Source organism: Pseudomonas sp. GW823-FHT03E05, from assembly GCF_058796855.1.
In genome coordinates this window covers 710433-735373 of record NZ_JBXAJB010000001.1, presented here as the reverse complement: position 1 = coordinate 735373, position 24941 = coordinate 710433, and the positions used below count along the sequence as shown (strand labels likewise).

The following is a 24941-nucleotide window of genomic DNA, read 5'->3' as shown; positions in this document are numbered from 1 at the left end:
TTCATGGGGTCGACGGCCAGCACTGCCACGGCTGCTCGCCATGGCCGGCCAGCAGCCGGGTCAGGTGGCGCAGCAGTTCGGCCTGTTGCTCGCGCAGGTAGAAGTGCCCGCCGGGGAAGGCCTGGAAGTCGGTGACCTGGGCGCTGACCTCGGCCCAGGCATAGGCTTCGTCCTGGTCCACCTCGGTGTCCCGGGCCCCCAGGCACACGCTCAGGGGCAGGTCCAGGGCGCGGCCGGGCGCACCGCGGTAGCACTCGATCAGCCGGTAGTCGTTGCGCAACGCCGGCAGGTACAGGTCGCGCAGCGCCGGGTCATCCAGGGGCGACGGCGCACCGTCCGACAGGCGCCGCACATCCGCCAGCAGGTCCTCGTCCCGGCCCAGGTGCAGTTCGCCGCTGCGCTGGCGATGGGGCGCGGGGTGCGCGGACACGATCAACCGTTGTGGCGCCGAGCCCTGCTGCTGCATGCGCGCCGCCACCTCATAGGCCAGGGCCGCGCCCATGCTGTGGCCGAACAGCACCAGGGGCCGGTCCACCAGGTCCGACAGGGCCCGGGTGATAGTGCCCGCCATCCACTCCAGGCTGCCGGGCCAGCTTTCGCTCAGGCGCTCTTCGCGCCCCGGGTACTGCACGCTGACCAGCTCGACATCCGCCGGCAACTGGCCACGCCAGTCGTTGAAAAAGCTCGCGCTGCCACCGGCATGGGGCAGGCACACCAGGCGGCAGCGCGGCGGTTGCGGCTGCGGATAACGACGCAGCCAGGCACTGGGAACCTTTCTCACAGCACGCCCTCCTCTGGCTCGGCCAGCGCCACAGCGGCGAAGTCGGGCAGGTGCACCCGCGTATCCGGCAGCCAGCGCAGCAGTTGTTCCAGGCAGGCCGTCGCGTCCAGCACCTGGGCGGCGTAGTGCAGCCCCTCAGGCAGATGCGCCCACTGCAATGCACAGAAGGCTGCGACGCTGCCGGTCAGGCGCGAGCCGTCGCTGGCCCGCAGCCAGGCGCTGGCCTGCTGCTGGCGGCCCTCGCGCAGGCCGTCGATTTCCACCGCCAGCAGTTGATAGGGCCGGCGCCCGGCCACATCCAGGGCGCTGGCCTGCACCAGCGCAGCGATGTTCTGCGCGCTGCTCCGCGCCTCTGGCGCCGAGCCCTGGATACGTTGCAGGGCCGCCGCCAGTTGGCCGCCCTCGAACAGGTTGAAACCCTGACCGTGGCGCACCGGCACATCACCGAACAGGCGCTGCTGCTCGGTGCTCAGGTACGGATAGGCCTGCACCCCGGCCGGTGGCAGCCAGTCGCGTTGCAATGCCTGTTCGGCACTTGCCGTGCTGCGCACCACCTGCCCTTCGCACCAGCCGCACTGTGCCTGGCCGAAGCCGTTGCCCAGGCTCAGCAGGAAATCCTCGGCAGCCGTGGCGGACAAGCGCCCCAGCCCACCGGCATAGCAGCGCAAGGCATCGACCCGCTGGAAGGACTGCGCCAGCAGTTGCGGAAACAGCCCCGAGAGCCCCGGCAGCATGCCCGCCGACAACAGCACCCGGTGCCCCGCCGGCAGCTGTCCCACCAGCCGCTCATGGAGTGGATCGTCGCCCCCCACATCCAGGTAGTCGGCGCCTGCGGCCAGGGCGGCCCGGGCCACCCGATCGAGAATCCGGTAGCTGGGCCCGGCGCAGTTGATCACCAGCGAACAACCAGCGCAGAAGTCCGCCAGGCTCTGTGGCTCCCACAGGTCCAGGGCGCGCACCTCGGCGCGCGCCCCCAACTGCTGGTTCAGTTGCTCGGCCTGCCGCGGATCGCGTCCACCCAGGCGCAGTGCCACCTTGCCGGCCAGCAACTGCGCGACCTGACGGCCGACGCTGCCGTAAGCGCCGACCAGCCCCATCACCCCTGCCCTCATGCCGCCACCTCGGTGGGTGCATCGAAGGCCTGGGCCACGGCTTGCACCTGGGGCTGCTGCATGCAACTGAAATGATCCCCGGGCACATCCACTACCCGCAGCTCACCCAGGCACAGGGCCTGCCAGTAGGCGCTCATGTCGCGGTGCATGCCGGGCAGCACCTGCACCTCGCCGCTCTGGCGAATGAACAGCATGTCGCCCTGGTACGGCGTGGCCTCGTGCAGGGCTACCGCGGCCAGGCTGTGGCGCAATACCTGCAACTGCTCGCGCAGCCAGTGCAGGTCGCTCAGTTGCGAACCGGCGTGGCGCATGGCCTCGGCAATGGCCTGCAGGCGCTGCTCCGGGGTCTTGTGTGCCAGACGCCGCAGGCAGGCCAGGGCCGGGGCGCACTGGGCATCCTCGCTCAAGGCCAGCAGCGAACCCTGGGGCACGCGCCCCGGAGTCTGCGCCAGCACCCGGGCGATGGTGCGCTCCATGGCCTGTTCATCCTCGGGGTAACCCAGGGCCAACGGATCGGCCTGCATCACCCGGGCGAACACGTACTCGGCCAAGAGGTCGTCCTCGATCATGAACGGCACCCGGTAGCTGCTGATCACGCTCAGTTGCAGCACCTCGATGGAGCGCGCCGCCAGGCACGCCGCCAGCTCGGTGGCCAGCAGCCCGCCCAGGCAGTAGCCGACGATGCTCACCTGGCGCCGGCCTTCGGCCTGCAGAGTGTCGGCATAACGCTCGGCCAACTGGCGGATCGCCGTGGCCGGCTCCAGGGCCAGGTAGGCCGGCACATCGTTGAGCACCAGCCCTTCCAGGGGCGCTTCTTCCCCCAGGGCGGCAAACAGGGCTCGGTACGGCGCCAGGGTGCCGCTGCCGTCGTGGACGAAGATCCGCGTCGGGCCCTGGGCCTTGTCGCTGATGCGCACCAGCGGCGAATCGCCCTCCACGCCCTGGCCTCGCAGGTAATCGGCCAGGGCCGCCACCGTGGGCTGGTTGATCAACTGGCGCAGCAGGTCACTCCAGGGCAACTGCCGGGCCTGGGGCAAGGCTTCACGCAGGCGGCCCACCACCTGGGCCACCAGCAGCGAGTCGCCGCCAAGCTCGAAGAAGCCCTGGTCACGGCCCACCGCCGGCACCCGCAACAGGGTCTGCCAGACCTCGGCAATGCTGCGTTCCAGCTCATCCACGGGCGCCGCGCCGCTGCTGGCCTGCTGCTCGGGGCCGGCCACGCCGATCCGCGCCAGTGCCTGGCGGTCGACCTTGCCGTTGGCGGTCAGGGGCATTTCATCGAGGATCTGCCAGTGGCTCGGGATCATGTACTCCGGCAGGTGCCGGGCCAGATCGGCCCGCATCTGCTCGGGCTCCAGGGCCTGGCGCTCGCTCTTGAAGCGGGTGATGAACAGGTGCTGGCCGATCTGCGACATGGCGTCATCGGCCCCGGGCAGGCACAGCGGGGTCTCGCCTCCGGCCTCCAGCAGCAACTGCTGCCACTGCTCGCGGCGGATGAAGGTGGTATCCAGTTCGGCCCGGAAATCCTCGAAGGCGGTGAGGCCCTCCTTGAACTCCATGGACGCCATGATCTGGTAGGTGTCGCGAGTGGCCTCGATGAAGATCAGCCAGCCGCCCGGGGCCAGCATCTCCCGCAGCCGCGCCAGCACCCGGCTGGCGTGCCGCGAGTTGTGCAGCACGTTGGCGCAGAGGATCACGTCCAGGGAGTTGGCGGCCACGCCCTGGGCCCAATGGTCCTGGTTGAGGTCGAACAGCCCGTAGCTGACCCAGGGGTAAGCGGCGAAATGTTCCCGGGCCTCGTTGAGGAAGAACTGCGACAGGTCGGTGAACTGGTAGTCCACCGCCAGCCCGTCCAGGGCCGGGATCAGGTCGGCGCTGGTGCCGCCGACCCCGGCGCCGATTTCCAGCAGGCGCAGGCGCTGGCCGGCCGGACGCTGGCGGATGATCTCCTGCACCGCGGCGCACACCGCCTGGTTCAGGTACTGGCTGATCAGGTTCTTGCGGTAGGCGCCTTCGGCGGTGTCGGTGCGGCCCTGGGGAAACAGCAGGTGCAGCGGGTCCAGTTGGTCGCTCATCAGCGCCGGCAGTTGCTCCTGGCTTTCGCGCAGGTAGCGCAGCACTTCGCCGCCCCAGCCCACGGACGGTTCCAGGGCATCGATGCGCTGCCATTGCTGGCGGTATTCCTCGGCCGATACCTGCAGGCCCGAATAACGCCCGGTGTGCAGGTCCCGGTGCACCAGGCCTTCCCGGGCCAGGGCTTGCAGCCAACGGCGGATCAAGCGCTGGTTGCGCGGCGCCACCTCACAAGCCGCGACAATCTCGTCCAGGGCATGGCTCTGCCCGGCGCTCTCGAACAAGCCGGGGCGTTGCAGGGCCAGGCCCATGGACAGCAGTGCGGCGCGCTCGACACAGGCCGACATCTCGCTCACCAGGGCATCGCTCAAGCCGCCGCGCACGGCTTCGGCCGCCGCCTGGGTGCGCGCCTGCAACTGCGCCGGCCAGGCGATCGGCGTGTCCCGCAGGCTGGCCCGCAGGCAGGCTTGCAAGTGCCGCTCGAAGGCACCCTCGCCCGCTGCCACCACCACCGCGGACTCCACATGGGGATGGCTGAGCAGCGCGCTTTCCACCTCCGCCAGTTCAATGCGGTGGCCACGGACCTTGACCTGGAAATCTTCGCGGCCGAGGAACTCGATCAGGCCGTCGTCCAGGTAGCGCCCCAGGTCGCCGGTGCGGTACAGGCGCTCGCCGCTGCGCGGATGGTCGACAAAGCGCTCGGCGGTTTTCTCGGCATCCCCCAGGTAACCCAGGGCCAGACCGCTACCGGCGATGTACAGCTCGCCGGCCACCCCTTGCGGGCGATCCCGGCCCTGCTCGTCGAGCACCATGAAGCGCTGATTGGCCAGGGGCATGCCGTAGGGAATGCTGCGCCACTGGGGGTTGACCTGGGTAATCGGATAGTAGATCGACCAGATCGCCGCTTCGGTGGCGCCGCCGAGGCTGATCAGCCGCAGCCCGGGCAGTAGCTGGGCGGCCTCCGCCGGCAGGTTCAGGGGGATCCAGTCTCCAGACAGCAGCGCCAGGCGCAGGGAACCGGGGGCCATGGATGGCACGGCCTGCAGGTAGTGGGTGAGCATCTGCAATTGCGCCGGTACCGAGTTCCACAGGGTCACCCCGTGTTCCCGGACGCACTCGGCCCAATGCGAAGGGTCGGCGCGGCGTTGCGGGTCCGGCAGCACCAGGGCGCCGCCCACGGCCAGCAGGCCGAAGATGTCGTACACCGACAGATCGAAGCCCAGGCTGGCCAGGGCCAGTACCCGGTCTTGGGCCTCGATGGCAAAGCGCTGGTTGATGTCGACGATGGTATTGAGGGCCGCCTGATGGTTGATCATCACGCCCTTGGGCACCCCGGTGGAGCCCGAGGTGTAGATCACGTAGGCCAGTTGCTGCGGGTCGATGTCCAGGCTCGGCAACGCCCGTTGTGCCGCCCGCGGGCCCTGGTCCACCGCGATCACCTGGGTCACCCGCGCCGGCCAGCTCAGGCTGTCGTTCAGCCAGGACTGGCTGAGCACCCGGGCGACCTCGGCGTTGTCCAGGATCAACTGGCGCCGGGCCTCGGGCTGGTTGGTGTCCAGGGGCAGGTAGGCGGCCCCGGCCCGCAGGATGCCGAGCACCGCGATCACCTGTTCCAGGCCCTTGTCCATGCACACCGCGACCCGCTCTCCAGGCTGGCAGCCGGCGTCGAGCAAGGCTTCGGCCACGGCTTCGGCGCGCCCGGCCAGTTCGCCGTAGCTCAGTTGCGCGGCGCCCTGGATCAGCGCCACACGCTCGGGTGCAGCCGCGGCCTGGCGCCAGAACGGCTCATGCAGCAGGCCGGAGGGCAAAGGCGCGGCAGTCTGGTTCACCAGCTCGCGCTGCAGACGCTGGGCCGCCGGCAACTCCAGGCAGTCATCCAGGGTCCAGGCCGAGGGCTCCCGGGCCAGGCGCTTGAGCAGGCGTTCGAAGGTGTCGAACAGCGCATCCAGCAGGGTCTCGCTGAACACCCCTTCGCGGATGTCCCAGTTGATCGCCAAGCCGTCGTCACGCTCGCTGACCTGGCAGTCGATCAGCACCTGGGGCGTCTGGCTGATGCCGAACACCAGTTCGGCACCGGGCATGAAGGCCCCGCCGCCGCTCTCGCCGCCGGCCCCCAGGGTGCTGGTGAAGGCGTAGGGCATCAGCGCCGCGTCCTGGCCCTTGCGCCGCGCCAGCTCGCGCAGCACTTCGATGCCCGAACACAGGCGATGGTCCATGTCCTGCCACAGGCGCTCCTGCAGCTGCTGGCTGCGCTGGCCGAAGCTGCCGCCTTGCAGGGTCTGCACTTCCAGCAGTTCCACCGAGCTGAAGTCCCCCACCAGGCGATCCACCTGGGGGTGCAGGGACAGGCGATTGAGCAGGGTCAGGCTCAGGCAGAAGTGCCCGCGCCGGCTCCAGCGGCCCAGGGTTTCGGCATAGGCCGAGAGGATTGCCGCCGACACACCGACCCCGGCCGCCGCCGCGTTCAGGCGCAAGGCATTGCAGTCCCGGGCCTCCAGGCCCATGGCCCGGCGCTGGAAGCGCGGCCCGCTGGGCGGCCCCAGCAATGGCAGTTCCGGCGCACCCGGCAGGCTGTCGACCCGCGCCCACCAGTAGTCGCGATCACGCTGGTAGCGCGGCTGCTCGCGCAGGCGGCGCTCACCCAGCACATAGTCGCGAAAGCTGATCTGCGTCGGCGCCGGCAGGCTCTCGCCGCGGTACAGCTGCTGCAGTTCGGCCAGCAGCATGCGCACGCTCTGGTAGTCGCACACCAAGAGGTCCACTGACAGGTGCAAGCGCGAGGTGTCGCGGCCCTGGCTCACGCACAGCTCGATCAGCGGCCATTGCTGGGGCGGTGCACGGCGCAATTCCATGCGCTCGCGCAAGGCCTGCAAGGCGCTGCCGTCGTCCCGGCTCAGGTCGTGGCGGGCGATGGAGTAATGCGGCACCTGGGGCAGGATGCGCTGGTAGCCCTCCTCCAGGACCACGGCCCGCAGCATCTCGTGACGCGCGATCAACTGGTTCCAGGCCTGCTCCAGGCGCACCGGGTCCAGGTCCTTCTGGGCGAACTCCAGGTAGCCGTGGCAGGCCACGCCGCCGTAGCTGAAAGCCGTGGTGCGGCCCAGCAGGTAGGCGGCCTGCACGTCGGTCAGCGGGAAGGGTTCTTCCCGGGCCGAATGGTCGGCCTCCAGGGTCGGCATCTGCGCCGCTTGCAGCTGTTGCAGCAGCGCCTCCTTGTGTTCGCGTAGCTGTTGCAGGCGCGCCTCGTCCATGACCCCGGCCGGGGCCCGATAGCGCAAGCGGCCCTGTTCTTCCCAGAGCTCCACACCCAGTTGTTGCAGATCCTGTTGCAGTTGCTGCAGCGTCATAACACGCCCTCCACCATTGCGTTCTGATTGACGGGCCGCTGTTCCCGGCGCGAGGCAAGCAACTGCCCCTGCAGGGCCACGGTGGCCGCGTTGAAAAAATCCTTGAGCGACAGTTCCAGCTGGAACTGCCGGGCGATGCGTTCGATCAACCGGGCCGCCAGCAGGCTGTTGCCGCCCAGGGCAAAAAAGCCCTGGTGCCGGCCCACCTGCGGCACCTCCAGCAGCTCCTGCCAGAGCGCGGCCACGGCCTCTTCCCATTCCCCTTCCGGCGGCTCGGCACTCTGCGGCTGGATGCCCCGGCGTTGCTCCTGCAGCAGCCACAGCAAAGCCGCGCGATCGACCTTGCCGTTAGTGCTCAGGGGCAGTTCCGGCAGGCTCAGCCAGAGGTCCGGAAGCATGTGTTCGGGCAGCCATTGCCCCAGCCACTGGCGCAGGGCCTGGGGCTCGGGCAGCGGCTCCCGGGCCAGCAGCACCGCCGCCAGCTGGGCTTCGCTGCCGGGCAGCACCAGGCTCAGCGCGCGGTCGATGGCCGGGTGGCGCTCCAGGGCCACATCGATTTCTGCCAGCTCGATGCGAAAGCCGCGGACCTTGACCTGATGGTCCAGGCGCCCGAGAAACTCCAGGCTGGCGTCGGCCCAGTAGCGGCCCTGGTCGCCGGTGCGATACCAGCGCCGGCCCTCGTGCTCGACAAAGCGCTGGGCGCTGAGGGTCGGCAGGCCGCGATAGCCGGCGGCCACCCCGGCACCGCCGATCCACAGCTCGCCGGGCACCCAGTCCGGGCAGTCCCGGCCCTGGCTGTCCACCACCCGGAAGCACTGGTTGTCCAGGGGCCGCCCGTAGGGGATCGAACGCCAGTGCCCGGGCACCTGCGCCACGTCCTGGTAGTTGGACCAGATCGCCGCCTCGGTGGCGCCGCCCAGGGCCACGAACGGCACGCGGTGGCCCGCCGCCCGCTCCAGGCGCCGTGGCAGGTCGAGGCCGACCCAGTCACCGGAGACCATGGCCAGGCGCAAGGCTCCCAGGCCGCCGTCGTCGCGCACTTGCAGGGTCAGCATGTCCAGCAGCGCCGGCACCGAGTTCCACACACTCACCCGCTGCTCGCGGATCAGCCGCAGCCATTCCCGGGGCTCCTTGCGCAGCCCGTCCGCCGGCAGCACCAGGGCGCCGCCGACACTCAGCAGGCCGAACAGGTCGTACACCGACAGGTCGAAATCCAGGGCCGAGACCCCCAGCACCCGATCCTCGGCGCTCACCTGGTAGCGCCGGTTGATGGCGCTGATGGTGTTCATCGCCGCCTGGTGGGACAGTTCCACGCCCTTGGGTTCGCCGGTGGTGCCCGAGGTGAAGATCACGTAGGCCAGGGCATCCGCCGCCATCTCCAGGGATTGCCCCAGCGCCGGTGCGACAAGCGCCTGGGCCAGGGTCACCACCCGCAGTTCGGCGAGCCAGATACCGCCCTCGCGGTGGGCCTGATCGGTGATCACCACCCGCGCCCCGGCGCGCTGGTAGATCATGTCGCGGCGCGCCGGCGGCTGCTCGATGCCCACCGGCACATAGACCGCCCCGGCGGCAAGGGTCCCCAGCACCGCGACCACCTGGTCGCGGCCCTTGGGCAAGGTGATCGCCACCGCGTCACCCGGCTGCACGCCCCACTCGCCCAAGGCCCCGGCCAGTTGCAGGGCCTGCCGGGCGAGCTCGGCGTAGCTCAGGCTGCCCTGCTCGCAGATCAGCGCCACGGCCTCGGGGTTCAGGCGCGCCTGCTGGAAAAAGCCCTGGTGCAACAGCTGCGCCGGGGTCGCGTGTGCGGTGGCATTGACCTGCTGGCGGCGCTGCTGTTGCGCCGCCGGCAGCGGCAAGGGCGCCACCTGCTGCCAGTCGTTGGCGCACAGCCACAACAGCAAGGCGCGGTAGGCGTCGAACATCTCGTCCAGCAGGCCTTCGGGGAACAGCGCGTCCACCGCGTCCCAGTTCAGCAGCAGGCCGTCGGCCAGCGGGTAGCTCTGGTGGTCGAGCCAGACCTGGGGCGTCTGCGACAGCGCCCAGCCCGGTTCGCCCAGTTGCTCGCGGCAGGTGGCGTCGACAAAGGCCGGGCCCAGGTTGCAGGCGAACACCACCGGCGCGCCCTGGCCACCGCCCTGGCGCAGCCGCGCCCGCTCGCGCAGCACCTCGACCCCGGGCCAGGCGCTGTGGGCGATGTCGCGGTGCAATTGAGCCTGCAACGCCAGGGCCTGCTGGCTGAAGGGCGCGGGCTGGCGCTGGTCGACCTCCAGCAGCACCAGGTTGGAAAAGTCCGCCAGCAGATGAGGCACGCACGGGTGCAGTTCCTGGCGATTGAACAGCGGCACGTTGAGCAGGAAATGCTGGCTGGCGCTCCAGCGCCCCAGCACCTGGGCATAGGCGCAGGCCAGCACGCTAGCCAGGGTCAGCCCGTGCTGCCGGGCGCGCTGCTCCAGGGCCTGCAACTGGCCCTGGTCCAGACGCATGGCCAGGCGGCGAAAACGCGCAGTACCGGCGTTCTGCGGCTCCTGGGCCAGGGGCAGTTGCGGGCCGTCCGGCAGCTCTTCCAGGCGCTCCAGCCAATAGTCCCGGGCCGCCGCCAGCAGTGGCGCGCGCGCCGCCTGTTCGGCCCGCAGGTAGTCGGCGAAGTTCCAGTCCAGGGCCGGCAGGCTGTGCTCCTGGCCGGCATGGATCAGCGCCAGGTCGCGCAGCAGGATGCCAATGCTGAGCACGTCGGCCACCAGCAGGTCGATGTTCAGGTGCAGGCGGCTGCGACCTTCGGGCAGCAGGCTCAACTGCACATCGAACACCTGCCCGCGGCTGACCTCCAGGCACCGGTGCGAGAGGTTTTCGCGGATCTGCTCCAGGGCCTCGGCAGCCCCGACGCAGGAAGCCTGGCGCAGGTCGTGGACGGTCAGCCCGGGCCAGGGGCTCTGGGGCAGGATGCGCTGGCAGGTGTCGCTGATAAAGCACGCCCGCAGCATCGGATGGCGCTGGCACAGGCGGCGCAGGGCCTGCTCCAGGCGCTGGGGCTCCAGGCCATGGCCGTCCAGTTCCTGGTACAGGTGGCAGCCGACGCCGCCCAGGGGCATGCCCGGATCGCGGCCGAACCAGTAGGCCTGTTGCAGTGGGGTCAGGGCGAAATCGCTGTTGGCAGGAGCGCGGGCCACAGCCTGCAGGCGCGGCGCCGCGAGGCCACGGCGAGCCTCGATCAGCGCCCACCAGGCGTCCAGGGTCGGTTGCTGGATCAGTTCGGCGAAGCTCAGGGCCACGCCTTCGGCGGCCAGCAGCGCCGGCAGGCGCATGATGCTCACCGAGTCGAGCCCCTGCTCGATCAGGGAGGCCTGGGGTTCAAGATCCTCGGCGCTGTAGCCGAGCAGCCGGGCAATGCCTTCGCAGAGTCCTTGGGGTGAATGACTCAGGCCGGCGTCCGCTGGATGAGCGCGTGCCAGTGCTGGGTTATCGGTCATGGTGGACGTTCCTTTGGGGTACGGAAGGGGGTTGGCGCAGGCGCCAGCGGTTGATCGCCTCGCGCTCGTGGAACAGCTCGCGATAACGGCCCGGGGCCGCCATCAGTTGGGCGTGGGTACCGCGCTGGGCCAGGTGGCCCTGGTCCAGTAGGAGAATCTGTCCGGCGCTGGGGGCCAGGGTCGGTTTGTGAGTCACCAGCAGCACCGTGTGCTTGCGCGCCAGCTGCAGCAGGCAACGGTTGACCCGGGCCTCGCTGATGGCATCCAGGGCCGCGGTGGGTTCGTCCAGCAGGATCAGGCTGGCGTCCTTGAGCAGCACCCGGGCCAGGGCCAGGCACTGGCGCTCGCCCCCGGAAAGGCTGACGCCGCCCTCGCCGACCCGGGTCTGCCAGCCCTGGGGCAGGCGCTGGGCCACAAGGTCCAGGCCGGTGGCGCGGGCGGCGTCCATCAGTTGGCTGTCGCTGGCCTCGGGGCCGCCCAGACGCAGGTTGTCCAGCAGGCTCGCAGCCAGCGGCGGACAGTCCTGGAACATCAGGGCGATGGAACGATCGCGCTGCGCGGCGGACAGTTGGCGCAGGTCGACACCACCCAACAAAATGGCGCCGCTATCAACATCGCTGAACCGCGCCAGCAGGCGCAGCAGGCTCGACTTGCCGGAGCCGGAGGCGCCCACCAGCAGGTTCAGCGAGGCCGGCGCCAGCTCGAAGCTGATGCCCTGCAGGATCACCTGCTCCTGGCGCACCAGCCCCAGGTCGCGCACCTGCACCTGATGCCCCCGGGGTTCCTCGGGCTGGCTCGGCTCCGGCAGCGCCGGCAGGCGCAACAAGTGGCGCAAACGGTTCAGGCCATGGCGGGTCTGGCGCAAGGTCGTGCCGAGGTTGACCAGGGTGCCCATGGGCTCCACCAGGCAGGTGGCGAGCACCGCCAGCGCCAGGTACTGGGCCACTCCCAGGCTGCCACCGAGCACTGCATACAGGCCGCACAGCAGCATCGCGGTGTAGCCGGCCTGGAGCACCACCGCCAGCCCCAGGGCCGCCGGAAAGGTCCGCCAGTGGGCCCGACGCTGGGCCCGGCGCTGTTGCTGCAAGGCCTCGATGAGCAGGCTGAAGCCTTCGCCGGTGCGGCCACTGGCACGCAGCAGCGGCTGCTGGCGCAGGAACTCCAGGACCCGCGCCGCCGCCTCGTTGGCCGCCGCCTCACTGCGGCTTTCGGCCTGGCCGCCCCAGCGTACGCCCCAGTGGTAGAACACTAGCAGCAGGGGCACGCTGGCCAAGGCCGCCAGGGCCATGGTGCGGTCATAGAAGAACAGCGCCACAAGCAGCGCCAGGGGCGTCAGCAAGGCGTTGGCCATGGGCTGCAACAGGTGCGCCGGGGTGCTCATGATCTGCAGTACGGTGTGGGTCACCAGCCGATTGAGCTCGGCGCTGCGGCGCTCGACGAACCACTCCAGGGGCAGGCGCACCAGTTGTTCGCCGATGCGCAGGTTCAACGACTGGGCCGCCGCGGCGCCCGCGCGGTAGCCCGCCAGTTGCGCATGCCGGCGCAACCCCAGGCACAGCAGCGCGAAACCGGCAAAGGCCCCGGCCCATCGCCACGGCGCCTGCCCGGCAGCGGCATCGAACAGGCTGGCAAAGGCCATGGGCAACAGGGCCAGCGCCGCGCCCTGGGCCAGGGCACTGGCGGCCATGGCCAGCAAGGCCCGGCGCAGCAGGCTGGCTTCGGCCGGCTGCAAACTGCGTAACAGTGCGCCAATCATGCCTGCTCCCCCGCCGTTTCCACGGCGCAGAACTGCTGCGCCGCCCACAGTCCGGCATACACCCCCTGCTGCTCCAGCAGGGCCTGGTGCCGGCCGCATTCCACCAGTCGCCCGGCCTGCAGCACGGCAATCTGGTCGGCATCCTGGATACTGCTCAGGCGATGGGCGATCACCAGCACCGTGCGCCCCGCCGCCAGCCGCGACAACGCCTGCTGGATCGCCGCTTCGGACTCCGGGTCGCTGGCGGCGGTGGCTTCGTCCAGCACCAGGATCGGTGCCTGGCTGAGCATCGCCCGGGCAATGCCCAGGCGCTGCACTTCACCACCGGAGAGCTGCACGCCACTGCCCAGCTGGGTGTGATAACCCTGGGGCAAGGCGGTGATACGACTGTGGATCTGCGCCGCCCGGGCCGCCTCCTCGACCTCGGCCAGCGTGGCCTCGGGACGCCCCAGGCGCAGGTTGTCCAGAACGCTGCTGCGCAGCAGGCGCACGTCCTGGAAGACAAAGGCCACCTGGCGATAGAGGGTCGCGCTGTCCATGTCCCGCAGGTCGACGCCGCCGATGCGGATGGCCCCGCCGCTGACGTCGGCAAAGCGCGCCAGCAAGGTGGCCAGGGTCGACTTGCCAGCGCCCGAATCCCCCACCAGGGCGGTCAGGGTCCCCGGTTGCAGGCACAGGTCGATGCCGTGCAGCACCTGGGTGCCGTCGGGGTAGCTGAAAGCCACTTCATCAAAGATCACCTGATGCCCCTCGGGCTCCCGGGAGAACGCCGGCTGCGCCTGCACCGGGATACTCAGCACGGTGCTGATGCGCTGCGCCGCCGCCCGGCCCTGGACCAGGGAATCGGCGCCATGCCCCAATGCCGCCACCGGCGCCGCCAGGGCCGGGCCAAGCAGGGCGAACGGCAACAGTTGCACCGGGTGCAGCCAGCCGGCCGCCGTCAGCGCCACCCCGGCCACCAGCACCAGGGCCAGCACCATCAAGGGCGACAGCAGCACCTCGACACTCGCCCCCAGGCCCGCCCAGCGCTCCACCCACTGGGAGAAAAAACGCCCGAAACCCTGCACCGCGCTGACGAAATCCGCCTGCACCCGCTCGGCACGGCCGAAGGACTTGACCATGGCGATGCTCTGCACAAAGTTCAGGGTCGCGGTGGACAGGTCGCCCAGGGCCGCCCCCAGGCGCTGGCGCTCGGCCTGATAGGCCGGGGTGCGCATGACCCGCAAGCGCCACAGCGCCAGCAATGGCGGCAGCAGCACCACCAGGGTCATGGGCAGGCTCACCGTGAGCAGGTAGACCAGGCTGGCCAGGGGCACCACCAGCGCCGCCACCAGGTTGTTGGGCAGGTGCGCCACCAACTGGTGCAGGGCGCCGACATCATCCAGCAAGGCCCGTTCGGCGGTCTCCCGCTGCTGGCCGAACCAGGCCAGGGGCACCCGTGCCAGGTGTGCGGCGATGCGCTGGCGCAGTTGGCGTTGCAGGTCGCTGTCGGCCAGGTGGGTGATCTGCAATGCCGCCGCCAGCCCCAGCAGGCGCAGGAGCAACGCGGCGGCGCCGGCCAGCAGCCAGAACTGCGCACGCTGCGCATCCAGCTCGCCGGCGAGCAGCAGCGGCGCCAGTTCGGCCACGGCAATGAACGGCAACAGCCCCACCAGCGCCGCCAGGGCCTGCAGCAGCATGGCCGCCAGCAGGCGCCCGCGCACCGGGTGCAACAGGTCGCAAAGTCCTTGTCGTTCAGCCACGGGCGCCACTTCCCTCCAGGGGTTCGGCCTGGGCGCCGAAGTACAGGGCCTGGATCGCCTCGCGCAGGTGCTTGCGGCTGACCTTGCCGACCCCGGTCTGGGGGAAGGCCGGGATGAACTCGAAGCGGTCCGGCAGCTTGAACGCCGCCAGGCCCTGGGCCCTTAGGTGACGCAGCAGTTCCGGGGCCCGGGGCGCGGTGCCGCGAGGGATGACGAAGGCGCAGGTGCGTTCGCCGAGGAAGGCATCAGGCATCGCCACCAGGGCGATGTCGGCCACCGCCGGGTGGCTGAGCAGCAGGTTTTCCACTTCTTCGGCAGCGATCTTTTCGCCCCCGCGGTTGATCAGGTCCTTGTCGCGCCCTTCCACCATCAGGTAGCCGTCGGCGGTGAGCATGACCCGGTCGCCGGTGCGGTAGAAACCATCGGCCGTGAAGGCCTGGGCGTTGTGCTCGGGGTAACGGTAGTAACCGCGGATGGTGTAGGGGCCGCGGGTCAGCAACTGCCCCACCTGCCCCACCGGCACCGGCTGGTCGTGCTCGTCCACCACACGAATTTCGTCCGCCGGCGACAGCGGCCGGCCCTGGGTGTGCAGCACCCGCTGTGGCGGGTCCTCGGGGTCGGTGTAGCAGATCAGCCCCTCGGCCATGCCGAACACCTGCTGCAGGCGGCAGCCGAGCACCGGTTCGATGCGCCTTGCGGCCTCGTAGCTGAGTTTGGCGCCGCCCACTTGCAGCAGTTGCAACGGCGCCAGGCCACGCCCGCGGGCCTGGGCCGCTTCCAGCCAGACCAGGGCCAGGGGCGGCACCAGCGCGGTGTGGGTCACCCCCTGGCGCTCGATCAGTTCGAAGCAGACTTCCGGGCTCGGCGAGGGGCTCAGCACCACCCGCCCGCCCACCGAAAAGGTGCCGATGAACCCTGGGCAGCACATGGGAAAGTTGTGCGCCATGGGCAGCGCCACCAGGTACACGCTGGCCTCGGACAGGCCGCAGCGCTCGGCGCTGGCCCGCAGGTTGTAGAGGTATTCGTGGTGCCGGCGCGGGATCAGCTTGGGCACCCCGGTGGAGCCGCCGGAGAGCTGGAAACAGGCCACCGCGTCGGCGCTGGGGGACGGGAAGGTACGCGCAGGCGCCGGCTCATACAGGCTGTGCAAGGCAGTGAATTCCTCGGCTTCGCCGGCGACCACCACCCACTCCAGCTGCGGGTTGCGGTCCTTGAGGTCGCGGGCCATGGCCCGATAGTCGAAGCTGGCGTCCCGGTCGGCGCAGAAGTAGGCCCGGGCCCGGGCGAACTCGCAGAAGCGGCCGATTTCCAGGTGCCGGTGGGCCGGCAGCGCGAAGATCGGCCGCACCCCGAGGCGGTATAGGGCAAAGCAGACTTCGACGAAGGCCGCACTGTTGGGCAGTTGCAGCACCACGTTGTCGCCGGCCCGCAGCCCCAGCCGGTACAGGCCGGCGGCCAGTTGGTCGACCCGCAGGTCCAGTTGCCGGTAGCTCAGGTGCTGCTCGCCCTCGGTCAGTGCTTCACGCTCGGCAAAGGCCTGGGCGGCGCTGCGCAGCAGGTCGCCAAAGGTTTCGTCGCGCCAGTAGCCGGCCTGGCGGTAGCGCTGGGCGAAGTCTTCGGGCCAAGAGGGGCAATCCTTGAGGTCATCGAAAGTGGACATGCTGTCTCCTGATGTTTTTTACGCAAAAAGCGGCCCTGGACCTGAGAGATCAGGCCCCTGGAATGAGCTGGGAATCCGCCGTCAGGGTTGGCGGGAATGAAGAGTCGCCGGCGGTCCTGCGGCGCTGTCGAGCAAGGGGTCGTCCATGGGAGGCTGCCGTGCCTGGAAATGAGAGTGATTATTAATAGGCAATTTGCCGGACCCGGCAATCGGCAGGACATTCGTTTGCGCGGCTTTTTCTTTTGATTGCGCGGCGCGCCCCGGAAAGAGCCCGGCAGGACGGTGCTCGAAGGCTAAAGGATAATCATTCTTAATTACAGAAAGGCAATTTCCTGCTAGCGTATGGCCTCTTTTCAGGTCCACAGGGAGTTCGCCATGCTCAGCCCCAACGCTGCGCCGCAGCCTGTCAAAAGGGATTCCACCCTGCACTTTCCCAACCCGCAGCACACCGGGTCGGCCGCTGTAGTCCCGGAGGTCACCCTCTCCACCGGGACCGTGCTGATGGACAGCCAGATGTGGATGCAGGAGCCGCTCTGGGAAGGCCTGAAAATCATCCTGGTGCTCAGCGGCCAGCTCAATTGCCGGGTCGAAGGCCAGCCCGAAGTGGAGATCCGCGGGCCGACCCTGTGCGCCGTGGCAAACCAGGGCGAGCACTGCGGCGACCACCTGTTCGCCAGCGGCGTGCCGGTGCGCTACACCACGGTGCAGCTCGACTTCCCCTCGATCCGCAATGTCGGCCTGGAACCAGAGCGCCTGCTCGATCAGCGCGGCGGCGGCCCGATGCTGTTCTGCCAGCCGGCGAGCAAACCGCTGCTGGCCCTGGCGCAACAGATCTTCACCTGCCCGCTGCAGGGCCCGACCCGCTCCTTCTACCTGGGTGGCAAGGCCCTGGAACTCACCGCCCTGGGGGTCGAGGGGATTCTCGCCCAGGCCGAATCCAGGCCACTGCAGGACAGCCCATGCAGCTCGGCGGACATCGAGCGCATCCATGCCGCCCGTGACCTGCTGCTCAACTCATTGCAGGATTCGCCTTCGCTGTCGGAGCTGTCGCGCCAGGTGGGCCTGAACCCGCGCAAGCTCACCGCCGGTTTCCGTCAGGTGTTTGGCACCAGCGTCTATGCCTACCTGCAGGAGCAGCGCCTGGGCGAAGCCTATCGCTTGCTGGCCAGTGGCGAGACCAATGTCTCCAGCGCGGCTTATCGGGTCGGCTACAGCCCGGCGCATTTCTCCACGGCCTTTCGCAAGCGCTTCGGGGTGTCGCCCAAGTCCTTGCGTTGAGCCCGCTCCTGCTCGAGCCTGCTCCATCCAAAGCTGCGCCTGGTGATCCGGGCGCCCTCCCCGCGCCGTACCGCAAACGAAAGAAATGGTCGCTCAAGCCAAAGTTTTAGCCCGCAACCCAAGCTCACAAATGAGATACGTTTGCATTCTCATTTAATCCCCATCACGGAGTGAAGCATGGGTAGCCGCGTTGCGCACCGAAACACCTCAGGTTGTCCCGTCAATTGTGTGGTCTCGCGTCCGGCTCTGGGCCGCAACCCGCTGGCGTGCCTGATCCACGGCCTGGCCCTGGGCCTCTCGCTGACCCAGGCCGGCGCCGCGCTGGCCGCCGATGGCGATACCGACCAGGACCACGCCCTGACCCTGGACACCAGCGTGATCAGCGCCACCCAGCCCGACTCCGCCACCGGGCCGCAGGCCGGTTACGTGGCCAAGCGCAGCCTCAGCGGAACCAAGACCGATGCCAGCCTGAGCGAAATTCCCCAGTCGATCTCCGTGATCACCCGCGACCAGATGGATGCCCAGCAGGTGCAGTCGGTGAACGAGGCGCTGCGCTACACCGCCGGGGTCCAGGCCAATACCACCGCCGCCAGCCAGCGCTTCGACACCCTCTCGATCCGCGGTTTCGACGTCACCACCGGCATGCTCCGCGATGGCCTCAAGGGCAATACCGCCCAGGCCTGGCCCAAGGTCGAAGCCTATGGCCTGGAGCGCATCGATGTGCTCAAGGGCCCGGCCTCGGTGCTGTTCGGGCAGAACTCGCCGGGGGGCGTGGTCAACCAGATCAGCAAGCGCCCGCTGGACAAGCCCTTCCATGAAGTGCAGATCCAGGGGGGCAGCTTCGACCGAGCCCAGGGCCAGTTCGACTTCAGCGGGCCGCTGGACGATGAAGGGCAATTCCTCTATCGCCTGGTGGGCCTGGAGCGCGACAGCGGCACCCAGTTCGATCACATCAAGGACGACAAACAGTACTTCGCGCCCTCCTTCACCTGGAAGCCCAACGACGACACCAGCCTGACCCTCCTGGCCGACTACACCCAGGACACGTTCGGCGCGCCGCGGGTGTTCCTGCCGGCCCAGGGCACCCTGCTTGGCAACCCCAATGGCAAGGTCAGGCACAACGTCTTCCTCGATGAACCGGGGCTGGACAACGACCGCACCCAGTACTCCCTGGGCTACCTGCTGGAGCACCGCCTGAATGACGTCTGGAGCCTCAATTCCAGCGCCCGCTACGGCCACGTCAACCTGCTGACCAACACCGCCAGCGGCATGTCCCTGGCTCCGGACCTGCGCACCCTGAACCGCGCTGCCTATCGCTTTCGCATCGTCGGCGACACCTACTCCCTGGACAACAATGCCCAGGCCCGCTGGAACCTGGGCAGCACGCAAATGGTGTCGCTTTTGGGGATCGACTACCGGCGCACCCGCGAGGACTACTACCTGCGCGGCGGCTCGGCTTCGCCCATCGACATCTACAACCCGGTGCATGGCGGCGTGTTCAACCCCACCACCCCCTTCACCAACACCGTGCAGCGCGCCGATCAGGTCGGGGTCTACGCCCAGCAGCAGTTCACCTTCGATGAGCATTGGGTGCTCACCGTCGGCGGACGCCAGGACCGCTCCAGCGCCCGTACCGATAACCGCATGAACGACAGCGGCAGCAAGCAGAACGACGAAAAGTTCACCTACCGCACCGGCCTGGTGTACCTGGCGGACAACGGCCTGGCGCCCTACATCAGCTACTCCACGTCCTTCGACCCGGTACTGGGCACCAACTTCTACGGCACGCCGTACAAGCCCACCAGCGCCAAGCAATCGGAAGTGGGGGTCAAGTACCAGCCGCCGGGCATCGACAGCTACATCACCCTGTCGCTGTTCGACCTGACCCAGGAAAACGTCCTGACCACCGACCCGGCCGAACGCCTGAACAAGATCCAGACCGGCGAGATCAACGTGCGCGGCATCGAGCTCGAAGGCAAGGCCAGCCTGGCCCGGGGCCTGGACCTGCTGGCGGCGCTGACCTACAACGACGCCGAGGTGAGCAAGAGCAACAACCCGCTGGAGAAGGGCAAACGCCCCACCGACACCCCGGAAAAAATGGCCTCGCTGTGGGCCGACTACACCTTGCCCGAAGGCCCCCTGAGCGGCCTGGGCTTCGGCGCCGGGGTGCGTTACATCGGCTCCACCGAGGCCGATGCCGCCAACACCCAGCGCGTGCCTTCCTACACCTTGCTGGACGCGGCGGTGCACTACGACTTCGACAAGCTGATCCCGGCGGCCAAGGGCCTGCGCCTGGCGGTGAATGCCACCAACCTCACCGACAAGCACTATTACGAAGGCTGCTCACTGACCAATTGCAGCGCCGGTTATGACCGCAGTGTCATCGCCAGCCTGCGCTATCGCTGGTAAGCCGCCGATGCTGTCCATGCGTGATATCTGGCTCAGGCTGCACCGCTGGCTGGCCCTGTGCCTGGGGCTGTTCCTCGCGCTGCTGGGCCTCAGTGGTTCGCTGCTGGAGCTCAAGGGGCCGATCCTGCGCTGGGAGGTCGGTGCGCAGATGCTGCAACTGGCTCCTGGCGAGCATGGCACGTGGCTGCAACAGGACGCCTGGATCAGGGCCGCCTCCGACGCCTACCCGCAATTGCACAAGGTCTTCGGCGCAGCCCCACCGCGCCAGGGCTTTCTCGAATCGGACAATGTGATCGTCTTCGGGGCCCTCAAGGAGCGTCCCGGCACCGGCATCGCCATGATCGATCCTTATAGCGGCGAACCCCGGGGCTTCTTCGTCTTCGAGGACCTGTGGCTGGCCAAGCTGGTGGCGCTGCACCGCAGCCTGCTGCTGCCGCCAGCCTGGGGGTCGAACCTGGTGCTGCTCTGTGGCCTGGCGCTGCTGGGCTCCCTGGGCAGTGGCCTGTACCTGTGGTGGCCGGGCCGGCGCAGCTGGTGGAAGGCCGCCAGCCTGCGTCCCGGCAGCCGGGGCAACCGACGCCTGCGGGAATGGCACAACGTGGCGGCGGCCTGGCTGTGCCTGCCGCTGCTGCTGATTGCCGGCAGCGGTGCCTGGCTGGCACGCCCCGACCTCTTCACCTGGCCCGGCGCCCAGCCGATGGCGATCAAGCCGCTGTTTTCCGCGGCCCATGGCCACTTGCTGCTGGGCACCCCCGGCGCCTGGCTGGCTTTTCTCTGCGGCATTTCGTTACCCCTTCTGTACCTCACCGGCCTGCTGCTGTGGTGGCGCAAGCGCGCTGCCCGCCGGGCCGTCCAATCGTTCAAGGAAACTAGCCATGACACACCGTGATTTCTTGCGCCGCGCCCAGCGCGGGCTCTTGCTCGGCCTGTTGCCCCTGGGCCTGCTATGGGCCGCCACGGCCAGCGCCGCGACCCTCACCGATCTGGCCGGACGCCAGGTCCAGGTGCCGGAGAAGGTCGAGCACATCCTCCTGGGTGAAGGCCGGATGATCTATTCCCTGTCGCTGCTCGAAGGCCAGAACCCGTTCGCCCGTCTCGCCGGTTGGCAAGGGGACTTTCGCGGCCTCGACGTGCAGGGCTACGAGGCCTATCACAAGGTCTTCCCCCAGGCCGACAAGGTGCCGCTGGTGGGCGGCACCTCGGCCGAGACCTTCAGCGTCGAAAAGGCCCTGGCGGTGCACCCGGACCTGGCGATCATGGCCCTGAGCGGCGGCCATGGGCCCGGCCCCGACAGCGAGGCGGTGAAACAGCTGGAGGCCGCCGGGGTGGCGGTGATTTTCGTCGACTTCAGCGACCATCCCCTGAGCAACACCGTGCCCAGCATGCGCCTGCTGGGCCAGGCCCTGGGCCGTGAGCAGCGGGCCGAGGAATTCATTGCCTTCTATCAGCACTCCCTGGCCAAGGTCACCCAGACCCTGGCCAAGGCCGGCACCGTCAAGCAGCCGAAGATCTTCATCGACATGCTCGCCGGGCTGCAGGACTGCTGCGGCTCCCCGGGCACCGGCAACTTCGGCGAAATGATCAAGCTGGCCGGCGGGCGCAACATTGCCGACGGGCGCATACCCGGCCCCATTGGTGTGCTCAACGTGGAGTACATCCTCTCCAGCGACCCGGACGTTTACGTGGCCACCGGGGTCTTTGCCGCCGGCCAGGGCGGCGTGACCCTGGGTTATTCCGCCACCTTGCAACAGGCCCGGGACAGCCTGCGCCAGGCCGCCAACCGCCCGCCGCTGAATGAACTGCGGGCGGTGCGCGAAGGCAATGTGCACGGCTTGTGGCACATCTTCTATGACTCGCCGGAACACCTGATCGCGGTCCAGGCCCTGGCCAAGTGGCTGCACCCGGAGCTGTTCAAGGACCTGGACCCGGACCAGACCCGCCGCGAGCTGTACCAGCGCTTCATGCCGATTCCCGCCAGCGGCGTGTTCGCCACGAGCCTGAAACCATGACCCAGGCTGCCACCGACGTGGCGGACAACCTTGCCGCCGGCCATTACCAGCGACGCCACGGGCGCCGAGTGCTGCTGTTGGGCGGGCTGGCCCTGGCCCTGCTGCTGTCCCTGGCCCTGGACATCACCACCGGGCCTTCGGGGATGAGCCTGTCGCGCCTGCTGCAGGTGCTCTGGGACCCGGGCTCGATGCCCCGGGTGGAAGCGGTGATCGTGTGGAACGTGCGCCTGCCCTACGCGCTGATGGCGGTGCTGGTGGGGGCCGCCCTGGCCCTGGCCGGGGCGGAGATGCAGACCGTGCTCGATAACCCCCTGGCCAGCCCCTTCACCCTCGGTGTATCCGCCGCCGCGGCGTTTGGTGCAGCCCTGGCCATCGTCCTCGGCCTGGGCCTTCCCGGGGTGCCGGCGCAGTACCTGATCTCGGCCAACGCCTTCCTCTTCGCCCTGGCCTCGGTGGCCTTGCTGTACCTGCTGGCACGCTGGCGCGGCTTCGGCGTGGAAAGCCTGGTGCTGTTCGGCATCGCCCTGGTGTTCGCCTTCAATGCCCTGGTGGCGCTGCTGCAATTCGTCGCCACCCAGGACAGCCTGCAGCAACTGGTGTTCTGGACCCTGGGCAGCCTGGCCCGGGCCTCCTGGGAAAAGCTCGCGGTACTGGCCCTGGCGCTGTTGCTGTGCCTGCCCTTCTCCCTGCGCCAGAGCTGGGCCCTTACCGCCCTGACCCTGGGCGAGGAACGGGCCCGCAGCTTCGGCATCGACGTTGGCCGCCTGCGCCTGCTGTCACTGTTGCGCATCAGCCTGCTGTCGGCCCTGGCGGTGTCCTTTGTCGGCACCATCGGCTTTATCGGCCTGATCGCCCCGCACATCGCCCGCCTGCTGGTGGGCGAGGACCATCGGCTGTTCCTGCCGGCCAGCGTACTCAGCGGCGGGCTGATCCTGTCCATGGCCTCCATCGCCAGCAAGGCCCTGATCCCCGGGGTGCTAATTCCGGTGGGTATCGTCACCGCCCTGGTGGGCATTCCCTTCTTCATGGCCATCGTCATGCGCAACCGTCGAGGTGTCCTGTGAAGCCGCCTGTGTCCTCCAACGCCGGCCTGTGCACCGCCGGCCTGAACATGCACTACGGCAACCGCCAGGTGCTGTGCGACGTGGCCCTGCCGCCCCTGGCCGGGGGCAGCGTGACCGCGCTGATCGGCCCCAACGCGGCGGGCAAGTCGACCCTGCTGCGGGGCATCGCCGGGTTGCACAAGACCTCGGGCCAGGTACTGCTGGACGGCGTAGACCTCAACCGCCTGCCCCAGGTGGAACGGGCGCAGCACATCGTCTACCTGCCCCAGAGCCTGCCGGAACGTACCCGCCTGTGCGCCTTCGAAGCAGTGCTCAGCGCTGCCATGGCCGGGCATCGCACTGGCGGTTTCGCCCCTGGCCGGCCCAGCGCGGCGGTGTTGCACGGGGTCGAACAAGTGCTGCAGGACCTGGACCTCACCGCCCTGGCCGACCGCCCGATCGACGCCCTCTCCGGTGGCCAGCGCCAACTGGTGGGCCTGGCCCAGGCCCTGGTGCGCCAGCCCCGGGTGCTGCTGCTGGACGAACCCACCAGCGCCCTGGACCTGTACCACCAGTGCCAGGTAGTGGACGCCATCACCCGGGCCACCCACGAGCGCCAGCTGATCACCCTGGTGGTGGTCCACGACATCAACCTGGCCCTGGGTTTCAGCCAGCAGGTGGTGGTGCTGCACCATGGCCGCCTGGCCGCCGCCGGGCCGGCCCTGGAGGTGATCAACCCACAACTGCTGCGCGACGTCTACGGCGTCGACGCCAGCCTGGAACAGGTACGCGGTCGACCGCTGGTGATGGTCGACGGCCGCCTGCCCTCTCACTCAGCCCTGGGATAAACCATGACCAACGCTCAACAGCTGCCCCTCGACACCCTGGACACGCCCCAGGCCGCCCCGGCCTTCGACCTGCGCCCGCTGCTGGTGGCCAACCTGGCCTGCACCATGGCGATGATGGCGTTCGTTTCGCTGATCGGCCCCATTGCGCGGATTCTCGGCCTGGCCACCTGGCAGGCAGGGATGGCGGTGACCGTCTCCGGGGTGATCTGGATGCTCCTGGCCCGGCCCTGGGGCCGGGCCAGTGACCGCCTCGGTCGGCGGCGCATCCTGCTGCTGGGCACCGGCGGCTTCACCCTGGCCTTTCTCGCCCTCAGCCTGTTTATCGACGTGGCGCTGCACGCCCTGCCTTCGGCGCTGCTGGCGTTTGCCGGGTTGCTGCTGGGCCGCGGCCTGATCGGGGTGTTCTATGCGGCAATCCCGGTGGGCGGCTATGCGCTGATCGCCGACAACATCGAACCCGAGCATCGCGCCCGGGCCATGGCGTCCCTGGGGGCGGCCAACGCCTGCGGGCTGGTCCTGGGGCCGGCGCTTGCCGCGCTGCTGGCGCGCCACAGCCTGAGCCTGCCGTTCTATGCGCTGGCGGTGCTGCCGCTACTGGGCTTCGCCTTCCTCAAGGCACGGCTGCCGCGCCAGGAACTGCACCTCAAGCAGCCGCCCAAGCCAGTGAGCCTGGGCGACCCGCGCCTGCGCCGGCCGCTGGTGGTGGCGTTCGTCTCGATGCTGTGCGTGGCCATGGCGCAGATCACCGTGGGCTTCTTCGCCCTCGACCGCCTGGGCATGAGCCCGGCCGATGCGGCGCAGACCGCCGGCATTTCCCTGACCCTGGTGGGGGTGGCGCTGATCGCCTCGCAACTGGTGGTGCGCAAACTGGAATGGCCGCCGCTGCGGATGATCCGCATCGGCGCCCTGGTGGCGGCGCTGGGCTTTGTCACCAGCATTCTCGCGGCCCACGCCTGGGTGCTGTGGCTGGGGTTCTTTGTTTCGGCCGCCGGCATGGGCTGGATCTTCCCCTCCTTCGCCGCCCTGGCCAGCAACTCGGTGGACGCCGCCGAACAAGGCGCCACAGCCGGCTCCATCGGCGCGGCCCAGGGCCTGGGGGTAGTGGTCGGGCCCCTGGCCGGGACCCTGATCTACGGGCTGGAGCCACGCCTGCCCTACCTGCTGGCGGCGCTGCTGCTCGTACTGGTGGCCTGCTGGCCCGTAGCCCGACGCCGGTAACCTTCGGGCGAACGACGCGCATTATCGAAACCCTGCGGCCCTGTCGCCGCTGCCGGCCTGCGGCAGCGGCTCCACAAATCCCCGATCGGCACTGGCCCTGTAGCCGCTGCTGAGCCCGCGAAGCTGCGCAAAGGTCCGCAGGACCTTGCTTGACGATCGACCGCCGAACACGCAACGGCCTTGAGAGCGCCGCGTCCC

The 24941-nt window shown here is 69.2% G+C and carries 14 protein-coding genes; 7 read left to right on the top strand and 7 right to left on the bottom strand.

Annotated elements, in window-relative coordinates; all coding sequences use genetic code 11:
* Position 1 precedes the first annotated feature (1 nt).
* The 7 genes from AC1RCO_RS03245 to AC1RCO_RS03215 are packed head-to-tail and all read right to left on the bottom strand — an operon-like array spanning position 2 to position 15938.
* A complete protein-coding gene (locus AC1RCO_RS03245; RefSeq protein ID WP_492617382.1) occupies positions 2 to 781 on the bottom strand; it encodes a thioesterase II family protein in 780 nt (259 codons plus the stop codon).
* Positions 778 to 1893, bottom strand: coding sequence for a saccharopine dehydrogenase NADP-binding domain-containing protein (locus AC1RCO_RS03240; RefSeq protein WP_236203827.1), 1116 nt, complete (start codon positions 1891 to 1893; stop codon positions 778 to 780). The genes AC1RCO_RS03245 and AC1RCO_RS03240 overlap by 4 nt, the downstream gene beginning before the upstream one ends.
* On the bottom strand, positions 1890 to 7313 hold the full coding sequence (locus AC1RCO_RS03235) for a non-ribosomal peptide synthetase (protein ID WP_492617381.1): 5424 nt from the start codon (positions 7311 to 7313) through the stop codon (positions 1890 to 1892). The genes AC1RCO_RS03240 and AC1RCO_RS03235 overlap by 4 nt, the downstream gene beginning before the upstream one ends.
* Positions 7310 to 10780, bottom strand: a complete 3471-nt coding sequence (locus AC1RCO_RS03230) for a non-ribosomal peptide synthetase (protein WP_492617380.1) — start codon at positions 10778 to 10780, stop codon at positions 7310 to 7312. The genes AC1RCO_RS03235 and AC1RCO_RS03230 overlap by 4 nt, the downstream gene beginning before the upstream one ends.
* Entirely contained in the window at positions 10770 to 12536 is a 1767-nt protein-coding gene (locus AC1RCO_RS03225; protein WP_492617379.1) for an ABC transporter ATP-binding protein, read from the bottom strand. Before AC1RCO_RS03225 ends, AC1RCO_RS03230 begins: the two co-directional genes overlap by 11 nt.
* Positions 12533 to 14278 (bottom strand): ABC transporter ATP-binding protein, encoded by a 1746-nt coding sequence (locus AC1RCO_RS03220; protein WP_492617378.1) that lies wholly within the window; start codon positions 14276 to 14278, stop codon positions 12533 to 12535. The genes AC1RCO_RS03225 and AC1RCO_RS03220 overlap by 4 nt, the downstream gene beginning before the upstream one ends.
* Complete coding sequence (locus AC1RCO_RS03215) at positions 14271 to 15938, bottom strand: (2,3-dihydroxybenzoyl)adenylate synthase (protein WP_077934359.1); 1668 nt, start codon at positions 15936 to 15938, stop codon at positions 14271 to 14273. The genes AC1RCO_RS03220 and AC1RCO_RS03215 overlap by 8 nt, the downstream gene beginning before the upstream one ends.
* A 375-nt stretch (positions 15939 to 16313) precedes the next feature.
* On the opposite strand from AC1RCO_RS03215, the gene AC1RCO_RS03210 reads away from it, so the two are divergent.
* From AC1RCO_RS03210 to AC1RCO_RS03180, 7 genes are all read left to right on the top strand, one after another.
* Complete coding sequence (locus tag AC1RCO_RS03210; RefSeq protein ID WP_011061777.1) at positions 16314 to 17216, top strand: AraC family transcriptional regulator; 903 nt, start codon at positions 16314 to 16316, stop codon at positions 17214 to 17216.
* Between the two features lie 177 nt (positions 17217 to 17393).
* The gene (locus AC1RCO_RS03205) at positions 17394 to 19625 is read left to right on the top strand and encodes a TonB-dependent siderophore receptor (protein WP_492617377.1); all 2232 of its coding nucleotides are present in this window, start codon (positions 17394 to 17396) and stop codon (positions 19623 to 19625) included.
* A 16-nt stretch (positions 19626 to 19641) separates the two neighbouring features.
* A complete protein-coding gene (locus AC1RCO_RS03200; protein ID WP_492617376.1) occupies positions 19642 to 20514 on the top strand; it encodes a PepSY domain-containing protein in 873 nt (290 codons plus the stop codon).
* Positions 20501 to 21634, top strand: coding sequence for an ABC transporter substrate-binding protein (locus AC1RCO_RS03195; RefSeq protein WP_342403119.1), 1134 nt, complete (start codon positions 20501 to 20503; stop codon positions 21632 to 21634). Before AC1RCO_RS03200 ends, AC1RCO_RS03195 begins: the two co-directional genes overlap by 14 nt.
* Positions 21631 to 22698, top strand: a complete 1068-nt coding sequence (locus tag AC1RCO_RS03190) for a FecCD family ABC transporter permease (RefSeq protein ID WP_011061781.1) — start codon at positions 21631 to 21633, stop codon at positions 22696 to 22698. Before AC1RCO_RS03195 ends, AC1RCO_RS03190 begins: the two co-directional genes overlap by 4 nt.
* An 8-nt stretch (positions 22699 to 22706) precedes the next feature.
* Positions 22707 to 23525: an ABC transporter ATP-binding protein gene (locus tag AC1RCO_RS03185; RefSeq protein WP_444434560.1), complete on the top strand. Its 819-nt coding sequence runs from the start codon at positions 22707 to 22709 to the stop codon at positions 23523 to 23525.
* 3 nt (positions 23526 to 23528) lie between these two features.
* Positions 23529 to 24743 carry an MFS transporter gene (locus tag AC1RCO_RS03180; RefSeq protein ID WP_019094505.1) on the top strand — a complete coding sequence of 405 codons (1215 nt, stop codon included), beginning with the start codon at positions 23529 to 23531 and terminating at the stop codon, positions 24741 to 24743.
* Positions 24744 to 24941 lie beyond the last annotated feature (198 nt).